General features: G+C 70.4%; 16 protein-coding genes. 15 read left to right on the forward strand and 1 reads right to left on the reverse strand.

Annotated features, from left to right (window positions below; translation table 11 throughout):
- Positions 1–12 precede the first annotated feature (12 nt).
- On the forward strand, positions 13–1,038 hold the full coding sequence (locus tag KBC94_RS22440) for an aromatic ring-hydroxylating dioxygenase subunit alpha (protein WP_294375400.1): 1,026 nt from the start codon (positions 13–15) through the stop codon (positions 1,036–1,038).
- 71 nt (positions 1,039–1,109) lie between these two features.
- Positions 1,110–2,414, forward strand: coding sequence for an MFS transporter (locus KBC94_RS22445; RefSeq protein WP_294375403.1), 1,305 nt, complete (start codon positions 1,110–1,112; stop codon positions 2,412–2,414).
- 31 nt (positions 2,415–2,445) lie between these two features.
- Here the strand turns inward: KBC94_RS22445 and KBC94_RS22450 are convergent, their stop codons facing one another.
- Positions 2,446–3,405 (reverse strand): helix-turn-helix domain-containing protein, encoded by a 960-nt coding sequence (locus tag KBC94_RS22450; RefSeq protein ID WP_294375406.1) that lies wholly within the window; start codon positions 3,403–3,405, stop codon positions 2,446–2,448.
- 168 nt (positions 3,406–3,573) lie between these two features.
- On the opposite strand from KBC94_RS22450, the gene KBC94_RS22455 reads away from it, so the two are divergent.
- The 13 genes from KBC94_RS22455 (at position 3,574) to KBC94_RS22515 (ending at position 15,296) form a co-directional block, all read left to right on the forward strand.
- Positions 3,574–3,921, forward strand: a complete 348-nt coding sequence (locus tag KBC94_RS22455; protein WP_294375408.1) for a YciI family protein — start codon at positions 3,574–3,576, stop codon at positions 3,919–3,921.
- 122 nt (positions 3,922–4,043) lie between these two features.
- Positions 4,044–4,445: a YciI family protein gene (locus KBC94_RS22460; protein ID WP_294375412.1), complete on the forward strand. Its 402-nt coding sequence runs from the start codon at positions 4,044–4,046 to the stop codon at positions 4,443–4,445.
- A gap of 27 nt (positions 4,446–4,472) precedes the next feature.
- Complete coding sequence (locus tag KBC94_RS22465; RefSeq protein WP_294375415.1) at positions 4,473–5,012, forward strand: SRPBCC family protein; 540 nt, start codon at positions 4,473–4,475, stop codon at positions 5,010–5,012.
- Positions 5,009–5,458: an SRPBCC domain-containing protein gene (locus KBC94_RS22470; protein WP_294375418.1), complete on the forward strand. Its 450-nt coding sequence runs from the start codon at positions 5,009–5,011 to the stop codon at positions 5,456–5,458. Before KBC94_RS22465 ends, KBC94_RS22470 begins: the two co-directional genes overlap by 4 nt.
- 11 nt (positions 5,459–5,469) lie before the next feature.
- The gene (locus KBC94_RS22475; protein WP_294375420.1) at positions 5,470–5,874 is read left to right on the forward strand and encodes a VOC family protein; all 405 of its coding nucleotides are present in this window, start codon (positions 5,470–5,472) and stop codon (positions 5,872–5,874) included.
- A 14-nt stretch (positions 5,875–5,888) separates the two neighbouring features.
- Complete coding sequence (locus KBC94_RS22480; protein WP_294375423.1) at positions 5,889–6,380, forward strand: VOC family protein; 492 nt, start codon at positions 5,889–5,891, stop codon at positions 6,378–6,380.
- Between the two features lie 22 nt (positions 6,381–6,402).
- On the forward strand, positions 6,403–7,668 hold the full coding sequence (locus KBC94_RS22485; protein ID WP_294375429.1) for an RNA polymerase sigma factor: 1,266 nt from the start codon (positions 6,403–6,405) through the stop codon (positions 7,666–7,668).
- A gap of 115 nt (positions 7,669–7,783) precedes the next feature.
- Positions 7,784–8,809 (forward strand): LacI family DNA-binding transcriptional regulator, encoded by a 1,026-nt coding sequence (locus KBC94_RS22490; RefSeq protein ID WP_294375432.1) that lies wholly within the window; start codon positions 7,784–7,786, stop codon positions 8,807–8,809.
- A gap of 206 nt (positions 8,810–9,015) precedes the next feature.
- Positions 9,016–9,978, forward strand: coding sequence for a tripartite tricarboxylate transporter substrate binding protein (locus tag KBC94_RS22495; RefSeq protein WP_294375436.1), 963 nt, complete (start codon positions 9,016–9,018; stop codon positions 9,976–9,978).
- A gap of 30 nt (positions 9,979–10,008) precedes the next feature.
- Entirely contained in the window at positions 10,009–11,340 is a 1,332-nt protein-coding gene (gene gudD, locus KBC94_RS22500) for a glucarate dehydratase (protein ID WP_294375751.1), read from the forward strand.
- A 94-nt stretch (positions 11,341–11,434) separates the two neighbouring features.
- The gene (locus KBC94_RS22505; protein ID WP_294375439.1) at positions 11,435–13,855 is read left to right on the forward strand and encodes an MBL fold metallo-hydrolase; all 2,421 of its coding nucleotides are present in this window, start codon (positions 11,435–11,437) and stop codon (positions 13,853–13,855) included.
- Positions 13,852–14,742, forward strand: coding sequence for a tetratricopeptide repeat protein (locus tag KBC94_RS22510; protein ID WP_294375441.1), 891 nt, complete (start codon positions 13,852–13,854; stop codon positions 14,740–14,742). Before KBC94_RS22505 ends, KBC94_RS22510 begins: the two co-directional genes overlap by 4 nt.
- A complete protein-coding gene (locus KBC94_RS22515) occupies positions 14,742–15,296 on the forward strand; it encodes a DUF3299 domain-containing protein (RefSeq protein WP_294375443.1) in 555 nt (184 codons plus the stop codon). The genes KBC94_RS22510 and KBC94_RS22515 overlap by 1 nt, the downstream gene beginning before the upstream one ends.
- The last annotated feature ends 34 nt before the right edge of the window (positions 15,297–15,330 follow it).

Consider the following 15,330-nt stretch of genomic DNA (forward strand, 5'->3'; position numbering starts at 1 on the left):
TCGGTCTGGTACATGGCCGCCTGGAGCGACGAGCTCACCGTTGGCGAGCTGCGTCATCGCAAGCTGCTCGACCAGGACCTTGTCCTGTTCCGCGACGAGCAGGGAAGGGCACACGCGCTGCACGACCGCTGCCCCCATCGCTTCGCGCCATTGCATCTGGGCAACTGCACCGCGGCCGGCACCATCCAGTGCAAGTACCACGGCCTGGAGTTCGACAGCGAGGGCCGGTGCGTGCACAACCCCCACGGCACCGGCACCATCCCGCGCAACGCGCAGGTTCGCCGCTATCCCCTGGTCGAGCGCCACGGCATCGTCTGGGCCTGGTTCGGCGATCCGGACGCGGCCGACGCCGACAGCATCCCCGACTACGGCCGGGCCGACCCGGCGACGGCCTGGTTGGCGCGGCGCTACCTGCACGTCAAGGCCAACTACGTCCTGGAAACCGACAACATCCTGGACCTGAGCCACATCCAGTACCTGCACCCGTCCACACTGGGGACGGCCGCCGTGTCCCAGGCCCGGACCGAGGTGGTGCTCGACGGCGAGACGGTGTGGTGCCGCCGCGAGATTCGCGCCGAGATTCCTTCGCCCTTCCTGGCCCGCAACTTTGGCCTGGTCCCGGGTGCGCCGGCCGATCGCTGGCTGGATGTGCGATGGGACGCGGCTTCCAGCCTGCTGTTGCTGGTGAGCATGTCGGCGGCCGGGGAAGGACGCGACCGTGGTCGGACCATCGCCATACCGCACATCTTCACGCCCGAGACGCGCACCACCACGCACTACTGGTTCGCCTCCGCGTTCAGCCGTGCCGATGGCGACGATGGACAGGCCCGCGCCGAGGCCCATGTCGAGGGCCTGCTGCAGCCCTTCGCCACCGAGGACATGCCGATGCTCGAAGCCCAGCAGAGCCGCATGGGCGATGCCGATTTCTGGTCGCTGCGGCCGGTGCTGATGGCGACCGACGCCGCCGCGGTGCGGGCCCGGCGGCTGCTCGACGCTCGGATCCAGCGTGACAGGGAATCCGCAGAACGTCGTGCATGACAGGCCGCGTTCCGCGGCGACCGCAAACGCTGACAAGGCCGCCATCGTGGGCGGCACCAAAAAGGAGACCTATGAAAGCCGCATCCGTCCTCACGCAGGACGCCCCCCTTCCGGGTGGCGCCGCCTCCGGATTCGCCGTCCCGGCGACGTCCTCCAACGAAAGCCGCAAGAGTTGGATGGTCGCCGTCGCAGCCATGTACGGGCTGATATTCGGTCCCAGCGCCATCCTGGTGACCGGCTTCGGCGTGCTTGCGGGGCCGGTGGCGCGCGGCTTCGGCTGGACGCTGGGCCAGGTGTCGTCGGCCGTCAGCGTGATCGCGCTGTCGATCGTGGCGATCGCGCCGCTGCAGGGGTATCTGATCGACCGCTATGGCGCGCGTCGCGTCGTGCTGGGCTCCGTGGTGGCCTTTGCGGCCTCGCTGCTCGCCATGTCGTCCCTGCCCGCTGACCTGCTGATCTTTCATCTCGCCTGGGGCCTGATGGCGCTGGCGGCCGTCGGCCTGTGGCCGGCGGCGTACCTGAAGGTGGTCAGCGGCTGGTTCGACCGCCGCATGGGCCTGGCCATCGGCATCGCCAATGCCGGCATTCCGGTGGGCGCCGTGCTGGTCTCGCCCATCGCGGCCTATGTGATCGAGGGCTGGGGCTGGCGATCCGCCTTCATGGCCCTGGCCGCCTGCGTGGCGACGACCTTCCCTGTGCTCTACCTCGGATTCCATGAGCGTGCTTCGCAGCGAGCGGCCGTCCTTTCCCAGCCGGGGGTGCGCAGCGCATCGGCGATGCGCGAGCTCTGGCGCGACCACGACTTCCGTCTGCTGGTGGGCAGCTTCTTCCTGATCGGCTTCACCGGCACGGGCATGGTCGCGAACCTGGTGCCACTGCTGATCGAAGCGGGGCTCACGTCGAAGGCTGCGGTCGGCCTGATGTCGGTGTATGGCCTGTCGTCGCTGGTGGCCCGCCTGGTGACTGGCGCGCTGCTCGACCGGATGTTCGCCAGCCGCCTGCTCAACGTCTTCGTGGCCGGCGCCCTGGTGGCGTCGTTGATCCTCTCCGTCCAGGCCAGTGGTGCTGTGCTGGTGGTGGCCGTGGTGCTGATCGGCTTCATCATGGGCGCCGAGTTCGACATCCTGGCCTATGTCCTGCGCCGCTACTTCGGCCTGGTGGTGTTCGGCCGGGCTTTCGGTGCGATCTTCGCGGTGTTCCAGTGCGGTGCGGCGCTGGGCGCCGGCTTTCTTTCGTTGAGCCTGCAGCGCTGGGGCAGCTACCGGCCCGGCATGCTGGCCTTTGCGGCGGCACTGGCGGCCTCCATGCTGATCGTGCACCGTCTGCGGCCCTACCGCATCAACGTGTTCGGCCAGCCGGTCGGCGCGCCGAAATGATGGGTGCGCCGCCCGGCGGGCGGTCCAGCGTTCAGGCGGCCGGCAGGGCGGCCGCGGCGTGCGCCTGCCGCCGGAATTCGCGCGGCGACACGCCGTGGCGCAGCTTGAAGGCCCGGCTGAAATGGGCCACGTCGTTGAAGCCCCAGTAGTAGGCGATCTCGCCGATGGACCGCGCCCGCAGGGCGGGCGACGCCAGGTCGGCACGGCAAAGCTCCAGCCGATGCGACCACACCCGCTTCATCAGGGGCTCGCCACTGTCCTCGAAGAGCTCATACACGTAGCGCGTCGACAGGCCGACCGATTCGGCGATGGTCCCCGCGTCCAGGGCGCTGTTGCGCAGGTTGTCGCGCAGAAAGTCCATGACCCGCTGCCGGTGGATCGCCCGGATGCGCGACGGCGCGCCGTCGATCTGGCGGGCGGTGGTGGCCAGCGCGGCGCTCAGCGTGTGCGGCAACGCGTGGGCCAACTGGTCTGCCTGGTGCTCGTCCAGGCTGGCCGCACAGGCGAAGAGCTGGTCGACGAAGTTGGCGAACAGTCCGGCGGCGCCCTCGCGGCAGGGCACGGCGGTGGCCGTCATCGTGTCGGCTTCGGGCAGCACCCGGCGCAGCGCGTCGGGCTCGAGGTAGATCGAGTGCGTGAAGATGTGGTCGGTCCGGATCGAAAAAGGCCGGGAGGGGTCCACGAGAAACAGGTCTCCCGCCGACACCGTCGAGGAGCGGCCATCCTGCGACACATGCGCCGTGCCCTCCCGCTGCAGGGTCACCAGCCAGCGCGTGGGTCGCCTGAACTGCTGAGAGCGCGTCAGGTGGGGTGAGAAGCGCAGCGCGGCGAATCGCAGCTTGCGGCCGCAATAGGCCGTGATCTGGCTGCTGAATTGCGCTCTGTCGGGTTGCTCCACTGCGAGATCCACCGCGAACAGCCGGTGCATCGCGTCGGAAAACTGCAGAGGTCCAGGGTGGCCCTCGATCAGGATCTTCTGGTAGGGGCTCATGGCAGAACGCAGGCAGTCATAGGCAGCGGTGCATGGTGTGGGGCGTCTTGACCAGCGTCAATGCCGAGAACCCGCACGGCATGCAGTCACCCAGTCCGGGTACATCGCTCTGACCAGGGACCGAAGCGCTTCAGAATGGCGGCCATCGTCCATTCCTGCGAGGTCGCCATGCCGCACATGCTCCTGATCGTCGAACCGCTGGGCCAGCGCGCCGGGCGCAGCCGTCCCGAGGGGGAGGCGGCGTACCAGCGCATGCTGGACTTCGGCGCCGAACTGAAGGAGGCCGGCCTGCTGATCGCCCGCGAGTCGCTGGGCACCGCCGCGCGGCGCCTCACCCGGCGCGCGGACGATGTGCAGGTGCTGGACGGCCCCTTCGCGGAGGCCAAGGAGATGGTGGGCGGTTTCTTCCTGCTGGACACCGAGGACGAGGCCGTGGCCCTGCACTGGGCCGGCCGCTGCCCCGCCGCGGAATGGGCCACGGTGGAGATCCGCGGCGTAGGCCCCTGTTACGCGTAAGTCGGTCACCGGGCCTGGCGGGCTAGGTAGTTTCCCGAGGCCTGTCGATTCCGCGCGTGCCGGATCGTCGTAGGCATGAAGGCAGCGAAAGGCGCTGCCGCCCCACCAGGAGAAAGCCTGCCATGCGATTCATGATTCAGGTCCGCGCGACGGACACCAGCGAGCGCGGCGACAAGCCCGGCCCCGAGTTCGCCAAGCTCTTCGAGGACATGGGCGCCTTCCACGAGGAGATGGCCCGCGCGGGCGTGCTGCTCGATGGTGCTGGCCTGCGCCCCAGCCGCCAGGGCTGGCGCCAGCGCTACCACGCCGATGGGCGACGCGAGGTCATCGACGGTCCCTTCGCCGAGACCAAGGAGCTGATCGCCGGCTACACGCTGATCCAGGTGCGCTCCGAAGAGGAGGCTCGCGCCTGGGCCAGCCGCTTCCCGGCGCCCTTCATCGGCATCACCTGCGAGATCGAGGTGCGGCGCCTGTACGAGGAGGCCGACTTCGGGCCCGGCGGCGACATGGAGATCGTCCGCTGACCGCGGCCCGTCATGCGAAGCACCCCCATGAGAATCCTCGTCTTCGTGCTGATCGGCCTGGCCGTCCTGGTCCTGGCCGTGCTGGCCTATGCCGCCACCCGCCCCGCCACGTTCTCGGTCGAGCGCCAGCTGCGGATCGAGGCCAGTCCCGAGCGGCTCTGGCCGCTGGTGAGCGAGCTGCAAGGCTTCAACCGCTGGAATCCCTATGCCCGCAAGGATCCGCAGATGCGCAGCCACTACAGCGGCCCGCCGGTGGGCGTGGGCTCGCGCTACGGCTGGGACAGCAGCAAGGTCGGCACCGGCAGCATGACCCTCACCGGCCAGCAGCCGGGGCGCGCGGTACAGCTGCAGCTGGACTTTCTCAAGCCCTTCGAAGCCCACAACCAGGCCGAGTTCGCGCTGGAGCCCGCCCCTGGCGGTGGCACGACCGTGCACTGGCGCATGCATGGCCCGGCCAACCTGATCGGCCGTGTCATGGGCCTGTTCATCGACATGGACCGCATGGTGGGCCGCGACTTCGAGGACGGCCTGCAGAACCTGAAACAGATCGCGGAGGCCAGGGCATGAGCGACCAGCAACACACCATCGACATCGGCGCCACGCCCGAGCGGGTCTGGGCCTGCCTGTTCGACCCCGTCGCCTTCCGCGACTGGGCCAGCGCCTTCTGCGAAGGGGCGCACTGCGAGGGCGACTGGTCCGAAGGCAGCCGCATGCGCTTCCTCGACCCCGACTGCAACGGCATGGAGGCCATCGTCGAGCAGCGCCGGCCGCCCGCCCATCTGAGCCTGCGCATCCTGGGCGAGTTGCGCGATGGCCAGCCGATGACGCCGCCCCTGCCCGACGCTGCGCCGATGCACGAGCGCTACACCCTCGCCCCGCTTTCCGATGGCGGCACCCGCCTGCAGGTGCGGCTGGAAGGCTGGAGCGACGAACACGCGGCCATGCTCGACGGCATGTGGCCGAAGGCCCTGCAGCGGCTCAAGGCCCTGGCCGAATCGTCGTCCACCCCCTGAAAGGAATCCGCATGCACAAGCTGATCTTCATCAACCTGCCCTGCAAGAGCCTGCCGGCCAGCAAGGCCTTCTTCGAAGCGCTGGGCTACCGCTTCAACCCGCAGTTCACCAACGAACACGGCGCCTGCCTGGTGCTGGGCGAGAACCTCTTCGCCATGTTGCTGACCGAGGACTTCGCCCGTGGCTTCACCGCCAAGCCGTTGGTGGACGCGAAGGCCGCGACCGAGGTGCTGGTGTGCCTGTCGTGCGAGAGCCGCGACGAGGTGGACAGCCTGGTCGTCAAGGCCCGCGCGGCCGGCGCCGCGGTGCCGCGTCCGCCGCAGGACCATGGCTTCATGTACGGCCATGGTTTCGAGGACCTGGATGGCCACATCTGGGAACTGGCGTACATGAGCGGCATGCCGCCCAACGCCTGAGCAAGGAGATCGCCATGGAGATGCTGAACAAGCTCACGCCCTTCATCTGGTACCAGAAAGGCGCCGAAGACGCGGTGGCCCACTACCTGCGGGTCTTCGGTCCCGGCAGTGGCCGCGTGCTGCACACGCAGCACTGGGGCGAGAACGCGCCGGGGCCGGCCGGCACCGTCATGCTGCAGCACGTCGAGCTGCTGGGCCTGCAGATGACGGCCTTCAACGGCGGGCCGCACTTCAAGCTGAGCGAGGCCTTCTCGCTCACCGTGGCCTGCGAGGACCAGGCGGAGATCGACCATCTCTGGGAAGCGCTGCCCGCGGGCGGCGGTACGGCGCTCGCCTGCGGCTGGGTACGCGATGCCTGGGGCCTGTCGTGGCAGGTCATTCCCCAGGCCTGGTTCCGCATGGTCAACGACCCCGACGCAGCGCGCGTGCAGCGCGTGTTCCAGGCGGTCTGGGGCATGCAGAAGATCGACGTCGCAGCCTTGCAGCGGGCCTACGACGGCGCCTGACAGGTCGCCCGACACGACGCCGATGCCCGCGCGCCATGCCGACACCGCCGCCGCCGTCTGGCGCATCGAGCGTGGCCGCCTGGTGGGCGCGGCGGCCAGGCTGCTGCGCGACCTGGACGAGGCCGACGACTGCGCGCAGGACGCGCTGCTCGCCGCCCTCGATGCCTGGCCGTGCGATGGCGCACCCGCCAACCCGGCAGCCTGGCTGATGACCGCCACACGCAACAAGGCGCTGGACCGCCTGCGCCGACGCGCCATGCAGGAGCGCGAGCATGCGCAGCTTGCCGCCGACGACGAGGCCCTGGGCGCGCAGGTGGTGCCCGACTTCGCCGATCAGCTCGATGCCGCGCGCGACCAGGCCGCGATCGGCGACGAGCAGCTGCGGCTGATCTTCATCGCCTGCCATCCGGTGCTGCCGCGCGAGTCGCAGGTGGCGCTCACGCTGCGCCTGCTGGGCGGACTGGAGACGCACGAGATCGCGCGCGCCTTCCTGCTGCCCGAGGCCACGGTGGCCCAGCGCATCGTGCGCGCCAAGAAGGCGCTCAAGGGCCAGCCCTACGAGCTGCCCGATGCGGGCGAGCGGACGCAGCGCCTGGGCGCCGTGCTGGCCGTGGTCTACCTCATCTTCAACGAAGGCCACAGCGCGGGCAGCGGCGCGAGCCTGCTGCGCCCGGCCCTGTGCGACGAGGCGCTGCGCCTTGCGCGACAGCTGCAGCATCTGCTGCCGAACGAGGCCGAGGTGCATGGTCTGGCGTCGCTGCTGGAGATCCAGGCCAGCCGCCTGCCGGCCCGGCTCGATGCGCAGGGCCGTCCCGTGCTGCTGCCGGATCAGGACCGCCGGCGCTGGGACCGCCTGCTGATCCAGCGGGGGCTCGGCGCGCTGGCGCGGGCCCAGCGGCTCGATCCCGATGGCCCCTACACATTGCAGGCCGCCATTGCCGCGTGCCACGCGCGCGCGGCCCGCGCCGAGGACACCGACTGGCACGCCATCGTGGCCGGCTACGACCGGCTGCTGGCGCGCCATCCATCGCCGGTGGTGGCACTCAACCGGGCCGTGGCCCTGAGCTTTGCCGAAGGCCCCGCTGCGGCGCTGCCCGTGCTGGACGCCCTGGCCGGGGAACCGCAGCTCCAGCGCTATCCCTACCTGCACGGTGCGCGCGCCGATGTGCTGGAGCGCCTGGGCCGCATCGCCGAGGCGCGCGAGGCCTACCGCCAGGCGGCGGACTTGACGCAGAACGAGGCCCAGCGCGCGCTGCTGCTGTCGCGCATGCAGGCGCTCGCCCACTGACCGAGACCCGCGGGCGCACGATGTCGCGCCCGCCCGCTGCGCCGCCGCCCACATCACGTTGCCCGGCGCGCGGCCGGCAGTCGGGCGCCCAGCCCCCGCTTTCTAGAATGCCGCGATGACCGACGACGCGCCCCGCCGAAGCCGCCGCAGCAGCGGGGCCGTGACCCTGCATGACGTGGCCCGCCTGGCCGGCGTGGCGCCCATCACCGCCTCGCGGGCGGTCAACACGCCGTCCCAGGTGTCGGCCGACGTGCTGCGGCGCGTGCAGGAGGCGGTGGCCAGCACCGGCTACGTGCCCAACCGCATCGCGGGCGGCCTGGCCTCCTCGCGCAGCCGGCTGGTGGCGGCGCTGGTGCCCACCATCTCGGGCCCGGTGTTCCAGAACGCGATCCAGGCGCTGATCCAGACCCTGGCCGACCACGACTACCAGCTGATGCTGGGGCAGTCGGGCTACGGCCACAGCCGCGAGGATGCGCTGCTGGAGGCCATCATCAGCCGGCGGCCTGACGGCATCGTGCTCACCGGCATCATGCATTCGGCCCAGGGGCGCAAACGCCTGGCCGCGGCGGGCATCCCGGTGGTGGAGACCTGGGACCTGACACCCACGCCCATCGACATGCTGGTCGGCTTCTCGCATGCCGAGGCGGGCCGGCAGGTGGCGCTGCTGCTGCATGCCAAGGGCCGGCGCCGGCTGGCCATCATCGCGGGCGACGACGAGCGCGCCAGTCGTCGCACTTCGGCCTTCGCGGAGGCGGTGCGCAGTCTGGGACTGCCCGAGGCGCGGCACATCCGCGTGCCGGCGCCCACCACCATGCGCAGCGGCCGCCTGGCGCTGCGCGAGCTGCTGCAGTCGGGCGAGACGGTCGACGGCATCTTCTGCAGCTCCGACCTGCTGGCGCTGGGCGTGCTGGCCGAGGCGCACAGCCAGGGCATCGCGGTGCCCGAGGCGCTGGCGCTGGTGGGCTTCGGCGACCAGGAATTCGCGGCGGACTCGCATCCCGCGCTGACCTCGGTCCACATCAAGGGCGCCGCCATCGGGGAGCAGGCGGCGCGCTTCATCCTCGACCGGGCCGACGGCCGCCGCGTCGAGCAGCCGGTGATCGACATCGGCTTTTCCATCATCGAGCGCGAGACGACCTGAGGTCTGGCGGCAAGGCCAAGGCGCTGCCGCACTAGGGCAAACCCGAGCAGCAAATCAAATCGGTAGCGCTACCATTTCGCCACACTTGGTAGCGCTACCGACTGGGCCTGCGCGCTTGCGTGCCTGGTGCCCCAGGACCTGCGGCAGCTCGGGCTGTCCGCGGTGCGCCTCGACCTTCCTCCATTCCTTTCTTCCGGAGACCTTGCATGAAAAAGTTGATCGCCTGCCTTGCCCTGGCCGCCACGGCTGCGGCGCCCGCCCTGGCCCAGGGCTGGCCCAACAAAACGATCAACCTGATCGTTCCCTTTCCGGCCGGCGGCTCCACCGACATGGTCGCCCGCGCCATCGGGCCCAAGGTCACGGCCGCGCTCGGCCAGCCCGTCGTGGTCGACAACAAGGCCGGGGCCACCGGCACCATCGGCGCCACCTTCGTCAAGCGCGCCGCGCCCGACGGCTACACCTTCCTCGTCACCTCGCTCGGCCCGCTGGTGATCGCGCCGCATCTGATCAAGGGCGTGCAGTACGACGCGCTGAAGGACTTCGACACCATCACCGTCGCCGTGCAGGCGCCGAACGTGCTGGTGGTGCCCGCCAACTCGCCCTACAAGACCGTGGCCGATGTCGTGGCCTTCGAGAAGGCCAATCCCGGCAAGATGAGCTTCGGCTCCTCGGGCACCGGTTCCAGCGACCACCTGACGGCCGCGCTCTTCTGGCAGCAGACCGGCACCTCGGGCCTGCATGTGCCCTACAAGGGCGGCGCTCCGGTGATCACCGACCTGCTGGGCGGGCAGGTGGACGCCTCGTTCCAGAACATCAACGCCGTCATCCAGTACATCCGCGGCGGCAAGCTCAGGGCGCTGGCCATCACCTCCGACAAGCGCTCCACGCTGCTGCCCGACGTGCCCACGCTGGGAGAGTCGGGCATCAAGGGCGTGGACGTCTACTCGTGGCAGGCCGTCGTCGGACCCAAGGGCCTGCCGGCCGACGTGCGCAAGAAGTTCCACGATGCCGTCGTCGCCGCGCTGAACGACGCATCCGTCAAGGAGCCGTTCGCCGCGTTGGGCTTCGAGATGGTGGCCAACACGCCCGAGCAGTTCGCGGCCTTCCAGCAGAAGGAATACGCGCGCTGGCAGAAGGTCATCGAGACCGGCAAGATCAGCGCGGAGTAAGCCACCGTGCTGGACCGAGTCACGACGGCGATGGCCGTCGACACGCCGCGCGTCGCGTCGGTGCAGGCCATTCCCGTGGCCGGGCGCGACAGCATGCTGCTCAACCTGAGCGGCGCGCACGCGCCCTTCTTCACCCGCAACCTGCTGCTCGTGACCGACAGCGCCGGCCACACCGGCGTGGGCGAGGTGCCCGGCGGCGAATCCATCCGCCAGGTGCTGGAGGGGTCCGCGCCGCTGCTGGTGGGCCAGCCCGTCGGTGCGCTGCGCCAGCTGCTGCAGAAGGTCGAAGCGGCCTTCAGCGACCGCGACGTCGGCGGCCGTGGTTTGCAGACCTTCGACCTGCGCACCACGGTGCATGCGGTCACCGCCATCGAGTCGGCCCTGCTCGATCTGCTGGGCCAGCATCTGGGCGTTCCCGTGGCGGCCCTGCTCGGCGAAGGCCAGCAGCGCGACCACGTGCCCGTGCTGGGCTACCTGTTCTACGTGGGCGACCGCCGCCGGAGCAGCCTGCCCTATGCCAGCGAACCCGATGCGCAGGACGACTGGCTGCGGCTGCGCCACGAGGAGGCCCTCACGCCCGAGGCCGTCGTGCGCCTCGCCGAGGCGGCGCATGCGCGCTACGGCTTCGAGGACTTCAAGCTCAAGGGCGGCGTGCTCGCCGGCGATGCCGAGGTCGATGCGGTGACCGCCCTGCACGAGCGATTTCCGCAGGCGCGCATCACGCTCGACCCCAATGGCGCCTGGCTGCTCAATGACGCCGTGCGCCTGGGCCACCGCATGAAGGGCGTGGTCGCCTATGCCGAAGATCCCTGCGGCGCCGAAGGCGGCTTCAGCGGGCGCGAGGTGATGGCCGAGTTCCGCCGCGAGACCGGCCTGCCCACCGCCACCAACATGGTCGCCACCGACTGGCGCCAGATGGTGCATGCGCTGGCGCTGCAGTCGGTGGACATCCCGCTGGCCGATCCGCATTTCTGGACCATGGCCGGCAGCGTGCGCGTGGCCCAGACCTGCCGCGACTGGGGCCTGACCTGGGGCTCGCATTCCAACAACCACTTCGATGTGTCGCTGGCCATGTTCACCCATGTGGCCGCCGCGGCACCGGGGCGCATCACGGCCATCGACACCCACTGGATCTGGCAGGACGGCCAGCGCCTGACGCGCGAGCCGCTGACCATCGCCGGCGGCCGGATCGCCGTGCCGGCACGCCCGGGCCTGGGCATCGAGCTGGACATGGACGAAGTGCACAAGGCGCATGCGCTCTACCGCGCGCACGGCCTGGGCGCGCGCGACGACGCCATCGCCATGGGGCATCTGGTGCCCGGCTGGCGCTTCGATCCCAAGCGGCCCGCGATGGTGCGATGAGCCGTGGGCGGGCAACGCCCGCCCTTGCCGAATCCGCGAAGCCGTCGCCCAAGAACGGCCGCAACAAGCCACCCACAACGAGTCGGAGAAGACAATGCAATCCATCCTCAGAAGCGGCACGTCGTCGCTCGCCCTGACCGTCGCGGCCGCCGCCGCGATGCTCGCCGCCTGTGGCGGTGGCGGGGGCAACAACAGCGGGGCCGCGGCGCTGCTGCTGGCGGCCTCCGGCGGCACAGGGGGCAGCGGCACCACCAGCCCCTCGACGCCGGGACAGACCGATCCGGTCACCCAGACGACGCCGCCGCGCCAGGCGGGCCTGGTCTACCAGGCCCCGGTCACCGAAGGTGGCAACGGCGGCTCGGTCGTCAAGGTGGCCGTGCTGGCCGCCTCGGGCCCGGTCACGCTGACCACCGCACCGCTGGCGACCGATGCGGCGCAGGCGCTGGTGGCCAAGCTGGTGCCCGGCAACCTGGTGGACTGGGTGGCGGGCAGCACGGCGGACAGCGTCGTCACGGCCGACGTGGCGGCCGACACCTTCAACGTGATCCTGCGCAAGGGCAGCTCGGCTGCGGCGCAGTTCAACCTGGCCCGCTATGGCGCGGCCGTCTCGCGCCGTGGCGACGAGCCCGGGCCCATGGTGGCCGCGGGCTGGGTCTACGGCAAGACCGGCACGAGCGTGACGGTGGGCGATGGCCGCGTGGTGACCGCCGACCAGGCTGGCCGCGCCTACAACCCGCCGATCAAGCGTTACGAGGAAAGCTACACGCTGGCGCCGGACGTGAAGGTCTACAACGTCAACACCGCCGACTACAGCCAGAGTGCGGCCTCCACGCTCGATGCGTTGCCCGTCACGGCCAATTACGACTACGCCACCACCAGCCGCCAGGCGGCGTACCTGCTGTTCGACCAGAACTACAAGAACGCCGACAAGGCCCGCGTGGTCGCCATCTGGTACTTCACGCCGACTTCGACGAGCGATGGCAAGCCCGTGTGGGACGTGCCGTCCAACAGCCCCATGCTGGCGGACAAGGGCACCGACCCGGTCTCGGGCCAGGCCTACGTCAACATCAACGCCACCACGCCCACCACGGCACCGTACGCGCGCAGCACCGAGCCCTTCGAGATGGTGAAGAACACCATGTACTACGTGGGCGACAACGAGGTGGCCTCGTACCTGCTCGTGGCCGACATGGGCACGCCCGACGACAAGTCCGACGACAAGGTCATCAAGGTCGACGCCGGCTGGCCCAACAGCGGCTACCAGTACTGGAAGAACATCGAGCTGCTGGGCCTGGACCCGCGCTCGGTCACCGACATCTGGCTCACCCACGGCCATTCGGACCACTACGGCACCGTGGTCGAGCAGCTGCGCATGATGGACAACGCCGGCAAGCCTGTCGCGCTGTGGGCCTCCAAGGAAGACGTGCAGGGCGTCAAGGCCGACCTGCAGGGCAACACCTTCGACATCACCGGCGCGCTGCCGGCGACCGAGACGGTGATCCGCGCCCGCACCACCAACTTCTACGAATACGACAAGTGGTACGACTACGGCAACGTGAAGATCATGGTGATCTGGGCGCCGGGCCACACGCCGGGCACCACCAACATGCTGTTCAAGGTGAAGAACCCGGTCGACGGCCAGTTCTACACCTTCGGCTACCACGGTGGCTACGGCTTCAATGGCCTGACCTCACCGACGGAGGCCAACGGCTGGCTGCGCCTGTCGTACCAGCATGGCTTCAGCTACCTGCAGAACAGCATCACGGCGGACTTCGTCAGCCCGCAGCACACCAACCAGTTCCCCATCGTCGAGGTGTACCAGGCGCTCAAGGCCTACAACCGCGACCCGGCCAACGCCGGCCGGCAGCTGACCATGATGGACGCCATGCAGTCGAAGGTGTATGACTCGCCGTCCATCAACGGCACGAAGATCACCAGCGAGTTCGCCAACCAGCTGGAGAAGCGCCGCTCGGTGGCCTCTTACAAGGCCAGCGACGCCGCCAACAGCAGCTACAAGAGCATCGAGACCTCGGGTCCGTTCAAGCCGGGCCGCGAGAACGGGCTCACGTCGGTGCCGGCGCGCATCCTCGACGACGCACGCATCGTGCAGGGCTTCGTGGGTCCGCAGAACAAGAACCCGGCCATCCCGCTGCTGGCCAATGGCATCGTGACCGCCACCGACCAGTACGTGAACGATCCGGGCGGCTACTACGTGCAGGTGTCGCTGGAGGTGCTGGACAACGGCCCGTACCGCGGCTTCATTCCCGAGGGCTACACCCAGTTCAGTCCCGGCCTGAACCGCAGCATCGTCTACAAGGGCGGCCCGGTGGAGTCGGTGCATGCGGCCAAGGGCACGATCCGTCCGCCCGAAGTGCTGCGCACCCAGCGGCTGGGTTCGCTGGCCGACGCCGTGCGCATCCTGGGCACGTTGCAGAAAGGCGCGACGGTGACGCTGTCGCTCACGCCGGCCAGCGAGATCGTGGTGCCGGCCGATCCGACCAAGACCTTCCAGTGAGCGTGCGGCCCGTCGTGCGCCGGGCCTGCCGGCAGGGCGCCGCCGTCGCCATGATGGCGGCCGCCCTGGTGGCCGCACCGGCCGGCGCCACGTCGCGCAGCGATGCGCGGGCGGCCGCCGCCGCCTGGGCCGAGGGCCAGCGCCTGCAGCGGGGCGAGGGCGTCGCGCCCGACCCGCAGCGGGCGCTGGCGCGCTTCGAGGACGCATCGCGCCTGGGCTCCGCCGACGCGGCCTATGCGCTGTCGCGCCACTACCGCGGCCTGACCGGCCTGGCCAATGATCCGCAGCGCGCCCGCGAGCAACTCCAGCGGGCGGCCGAGCGCCAGCACCTGCAGGCGCAGGTCGAGCTGGCCTTCCTGCATCTCAACGGCATGCCGCCGGTGCCACGCGACCTGGATGCGGCATACCGCTGGTTCTCGGTGGCGGCCCGCCGCGGCTCGGTGGCCGCGGCCTGCCAGCTGGGCGATTTCCACCAGCAGGGCTGGGGCGGCGCCACGCGGAGCGCAACGCTGGCCGTGGGCTGGTGGCGACGCACGGCCGACAGTGCCGATGCCTGCGCCGCGCATTCGCAGTTCGCGCTCTACCGCGCCTACCTGACGGGCGAGGGCGTGCCGCGCCATGGTGCCCGTGCGATGGCCTGGCTGGAGAAGGCGGCCGAGTCGGGCGACGTCCGCGCGCAGCGGGCCCTGGGCCGTGCCTACGAGCGCGGCGAGGGCGTGCCACGCGATGCCGGGCTGGCCCGCCACTGGCTGCGCAAGTCGCGCGAGGGCGTGGCACCGCACGACGACCATGAGCACGACCTGCCCAGCTTCGCCGGACCGCTGCTGTTCCAGAAGCTGGCGCCCTTCCAGCCCGACCGTCCGCCAGAAGGCGGCAACCGACCATGATGCTGTCGCGAAGAATCCTTCTTGCCGGCGTGCTCCAGGGCGCCGCCTGGGCCGCCTGGGCCCGCGAGCCCGGCTACCGCACCATCGGCTGGGATGCCCTGCTGCCCGAGGGCTGGGACCCCTGGGCCGAGTTCAGCGCCGGCGGCGTCGACCTGCGCCGGCTGCCCGACGACGACCCGCGCGCCAAGGCCGCCCTGGCGCGGCTGCGCCGTGTGTGGGATCAGGCGCCCACCAATGCCGCGCTGGACGGCGCCCTGGTGCGCCTGCCCGGTTATGTGGTGCCGCTGGAGCAGACGGCGCAGGGCCTGCGCGAGCTGCTGCTGGTGCCGCACTACGGCGCCTGCATCCACACGCCGCCGCCGCCGGCCAACCAGATCGTGCATGTGCGGCTGGATACGCCGGCGCGCTCCGTCGGCACCATGGACACCGTCTGGATCAGCGGCCGGCTCCAGGTGGCACGCTCCGAGACCAGCGAGGCCGTCAGCGGCTGGAAGCTGGCCGGCCAGCGCGTTGAGCGCTACACCGGCACGCCGTCGACGACCGGCCTGCGCTGAGCGGCCGCGCGCACGGCATCGCCAGGCGCGGCGC

The organism is Pseudacidovorax sp., assembly GCF_017991995.1.
Taxonomy (GTDB): domain Bacteria; phylum Pseudomonadota; class Gammaproteobacteria; order Burkholderiales; family Burkholderiaceae_C; genus Xenophilus.

Coding starts and splice junctions, on each gene's coding strand:
- KBC94_RS22455 (WP_294375408.1), top strand. CDS start 3,574: ATGCCGCACATGCTCCTGATCGTCGAACCGCTGGGCCAGCGCGCCGGG.
- KBC94_RS22470 (WP_294375418.1), top strand. CDS start 5,009: ATGAGCGACCAGCAACACACCATCGACATCGGCGCCACGCCCGAGCGG.
- KBC94_RS22440 (WP_294375400.1), top strand. CDS start 13: ATGGCCGCCTGGAGCGACGAGCTCACCGTTGGCGAGCTGCGTCATCGC.
- KBC94_RS22445 (WP_294375403.1), top strand. CDS start 1,110: ATGAAAGCCGCATCCGTCCTCACGCAGGACGCCCCCCTTCCGGGTGGC.
- KBC94_RS22505 (WP_294375439.1), top strand. CDS start 11,435: ATGCAATCCATCCTCAGAAGCGGCACGTCGTCGCTCGCCCTGACCGTC.
- gudD (WP_294375751.1), top strand. CDS start 10,009: ATGGCCGTCGACACGCCGCGCGTCGCGTCGGTGCAGGCCATTCCCGTG.
- KBC94_RS22480 (WP_294375423.1), top strand. CDS start 5,889: ATGGAGATGCTGAACAAGCTCACGCCCTTCATCTGGTACCAGAAAGGC.
- KBC94_RS22465 (WP_294375415.1), top strand. CDS start 4,473: ATGAGAATCCTCGTCTTCGTGCTGATCGGCCTGGCCGTCCTGGTCCTG.
- KBC94_RS22490 (WP_294375432.1), top strand. CDS start 7,784: ATGACCGACGACGCGCCCCGCCGAAGCCGCCGCAGCAGCGGGGCCGTG.
- KBC94_RS22495 (WP_294375436.1), top strand. CDS start 9,016: ATGAAAAAGTTGATCGCCTGCCTTGCCCTGGCCGCCACGGCTGCGGCG.
- KBC94_RS22460 (WP_294375412.1), top strand. CDS start 4,044: ATGCGATTCATGATTCAGGTCCGCGCGACGGACACCAGCGAGCGCGGC.
- KBC94_RS22450 (WP_294375406.1), bottom strand. CDS start 3,405: ATGAGCCCCTACCAGAAGATCCTGATCGAGGGCCACCCTGGACCTCTG.
- KBC94_RS22475 (WP_294375420.1), top strand. CDS start 5,470: ATGCACAAGCTGATCTTCATCAACCTGCCCTGCAAGAGCCTGCCGGCC.
- KBC94_RS22515 (WP_294375443.1), top strand. CDS start 14,742: ATGCTGTCGCGAAGAATCCTTCTTGCCGGCGTGCTCCAGGGCGCCGCC.
- KBC94_RS22485 (WP_294375429.1), top strand. CDS start 6,403: ATGCCCGCGCGCCATGCCGACACCGCCGCCGCCGTCTGGCGCATCGAG.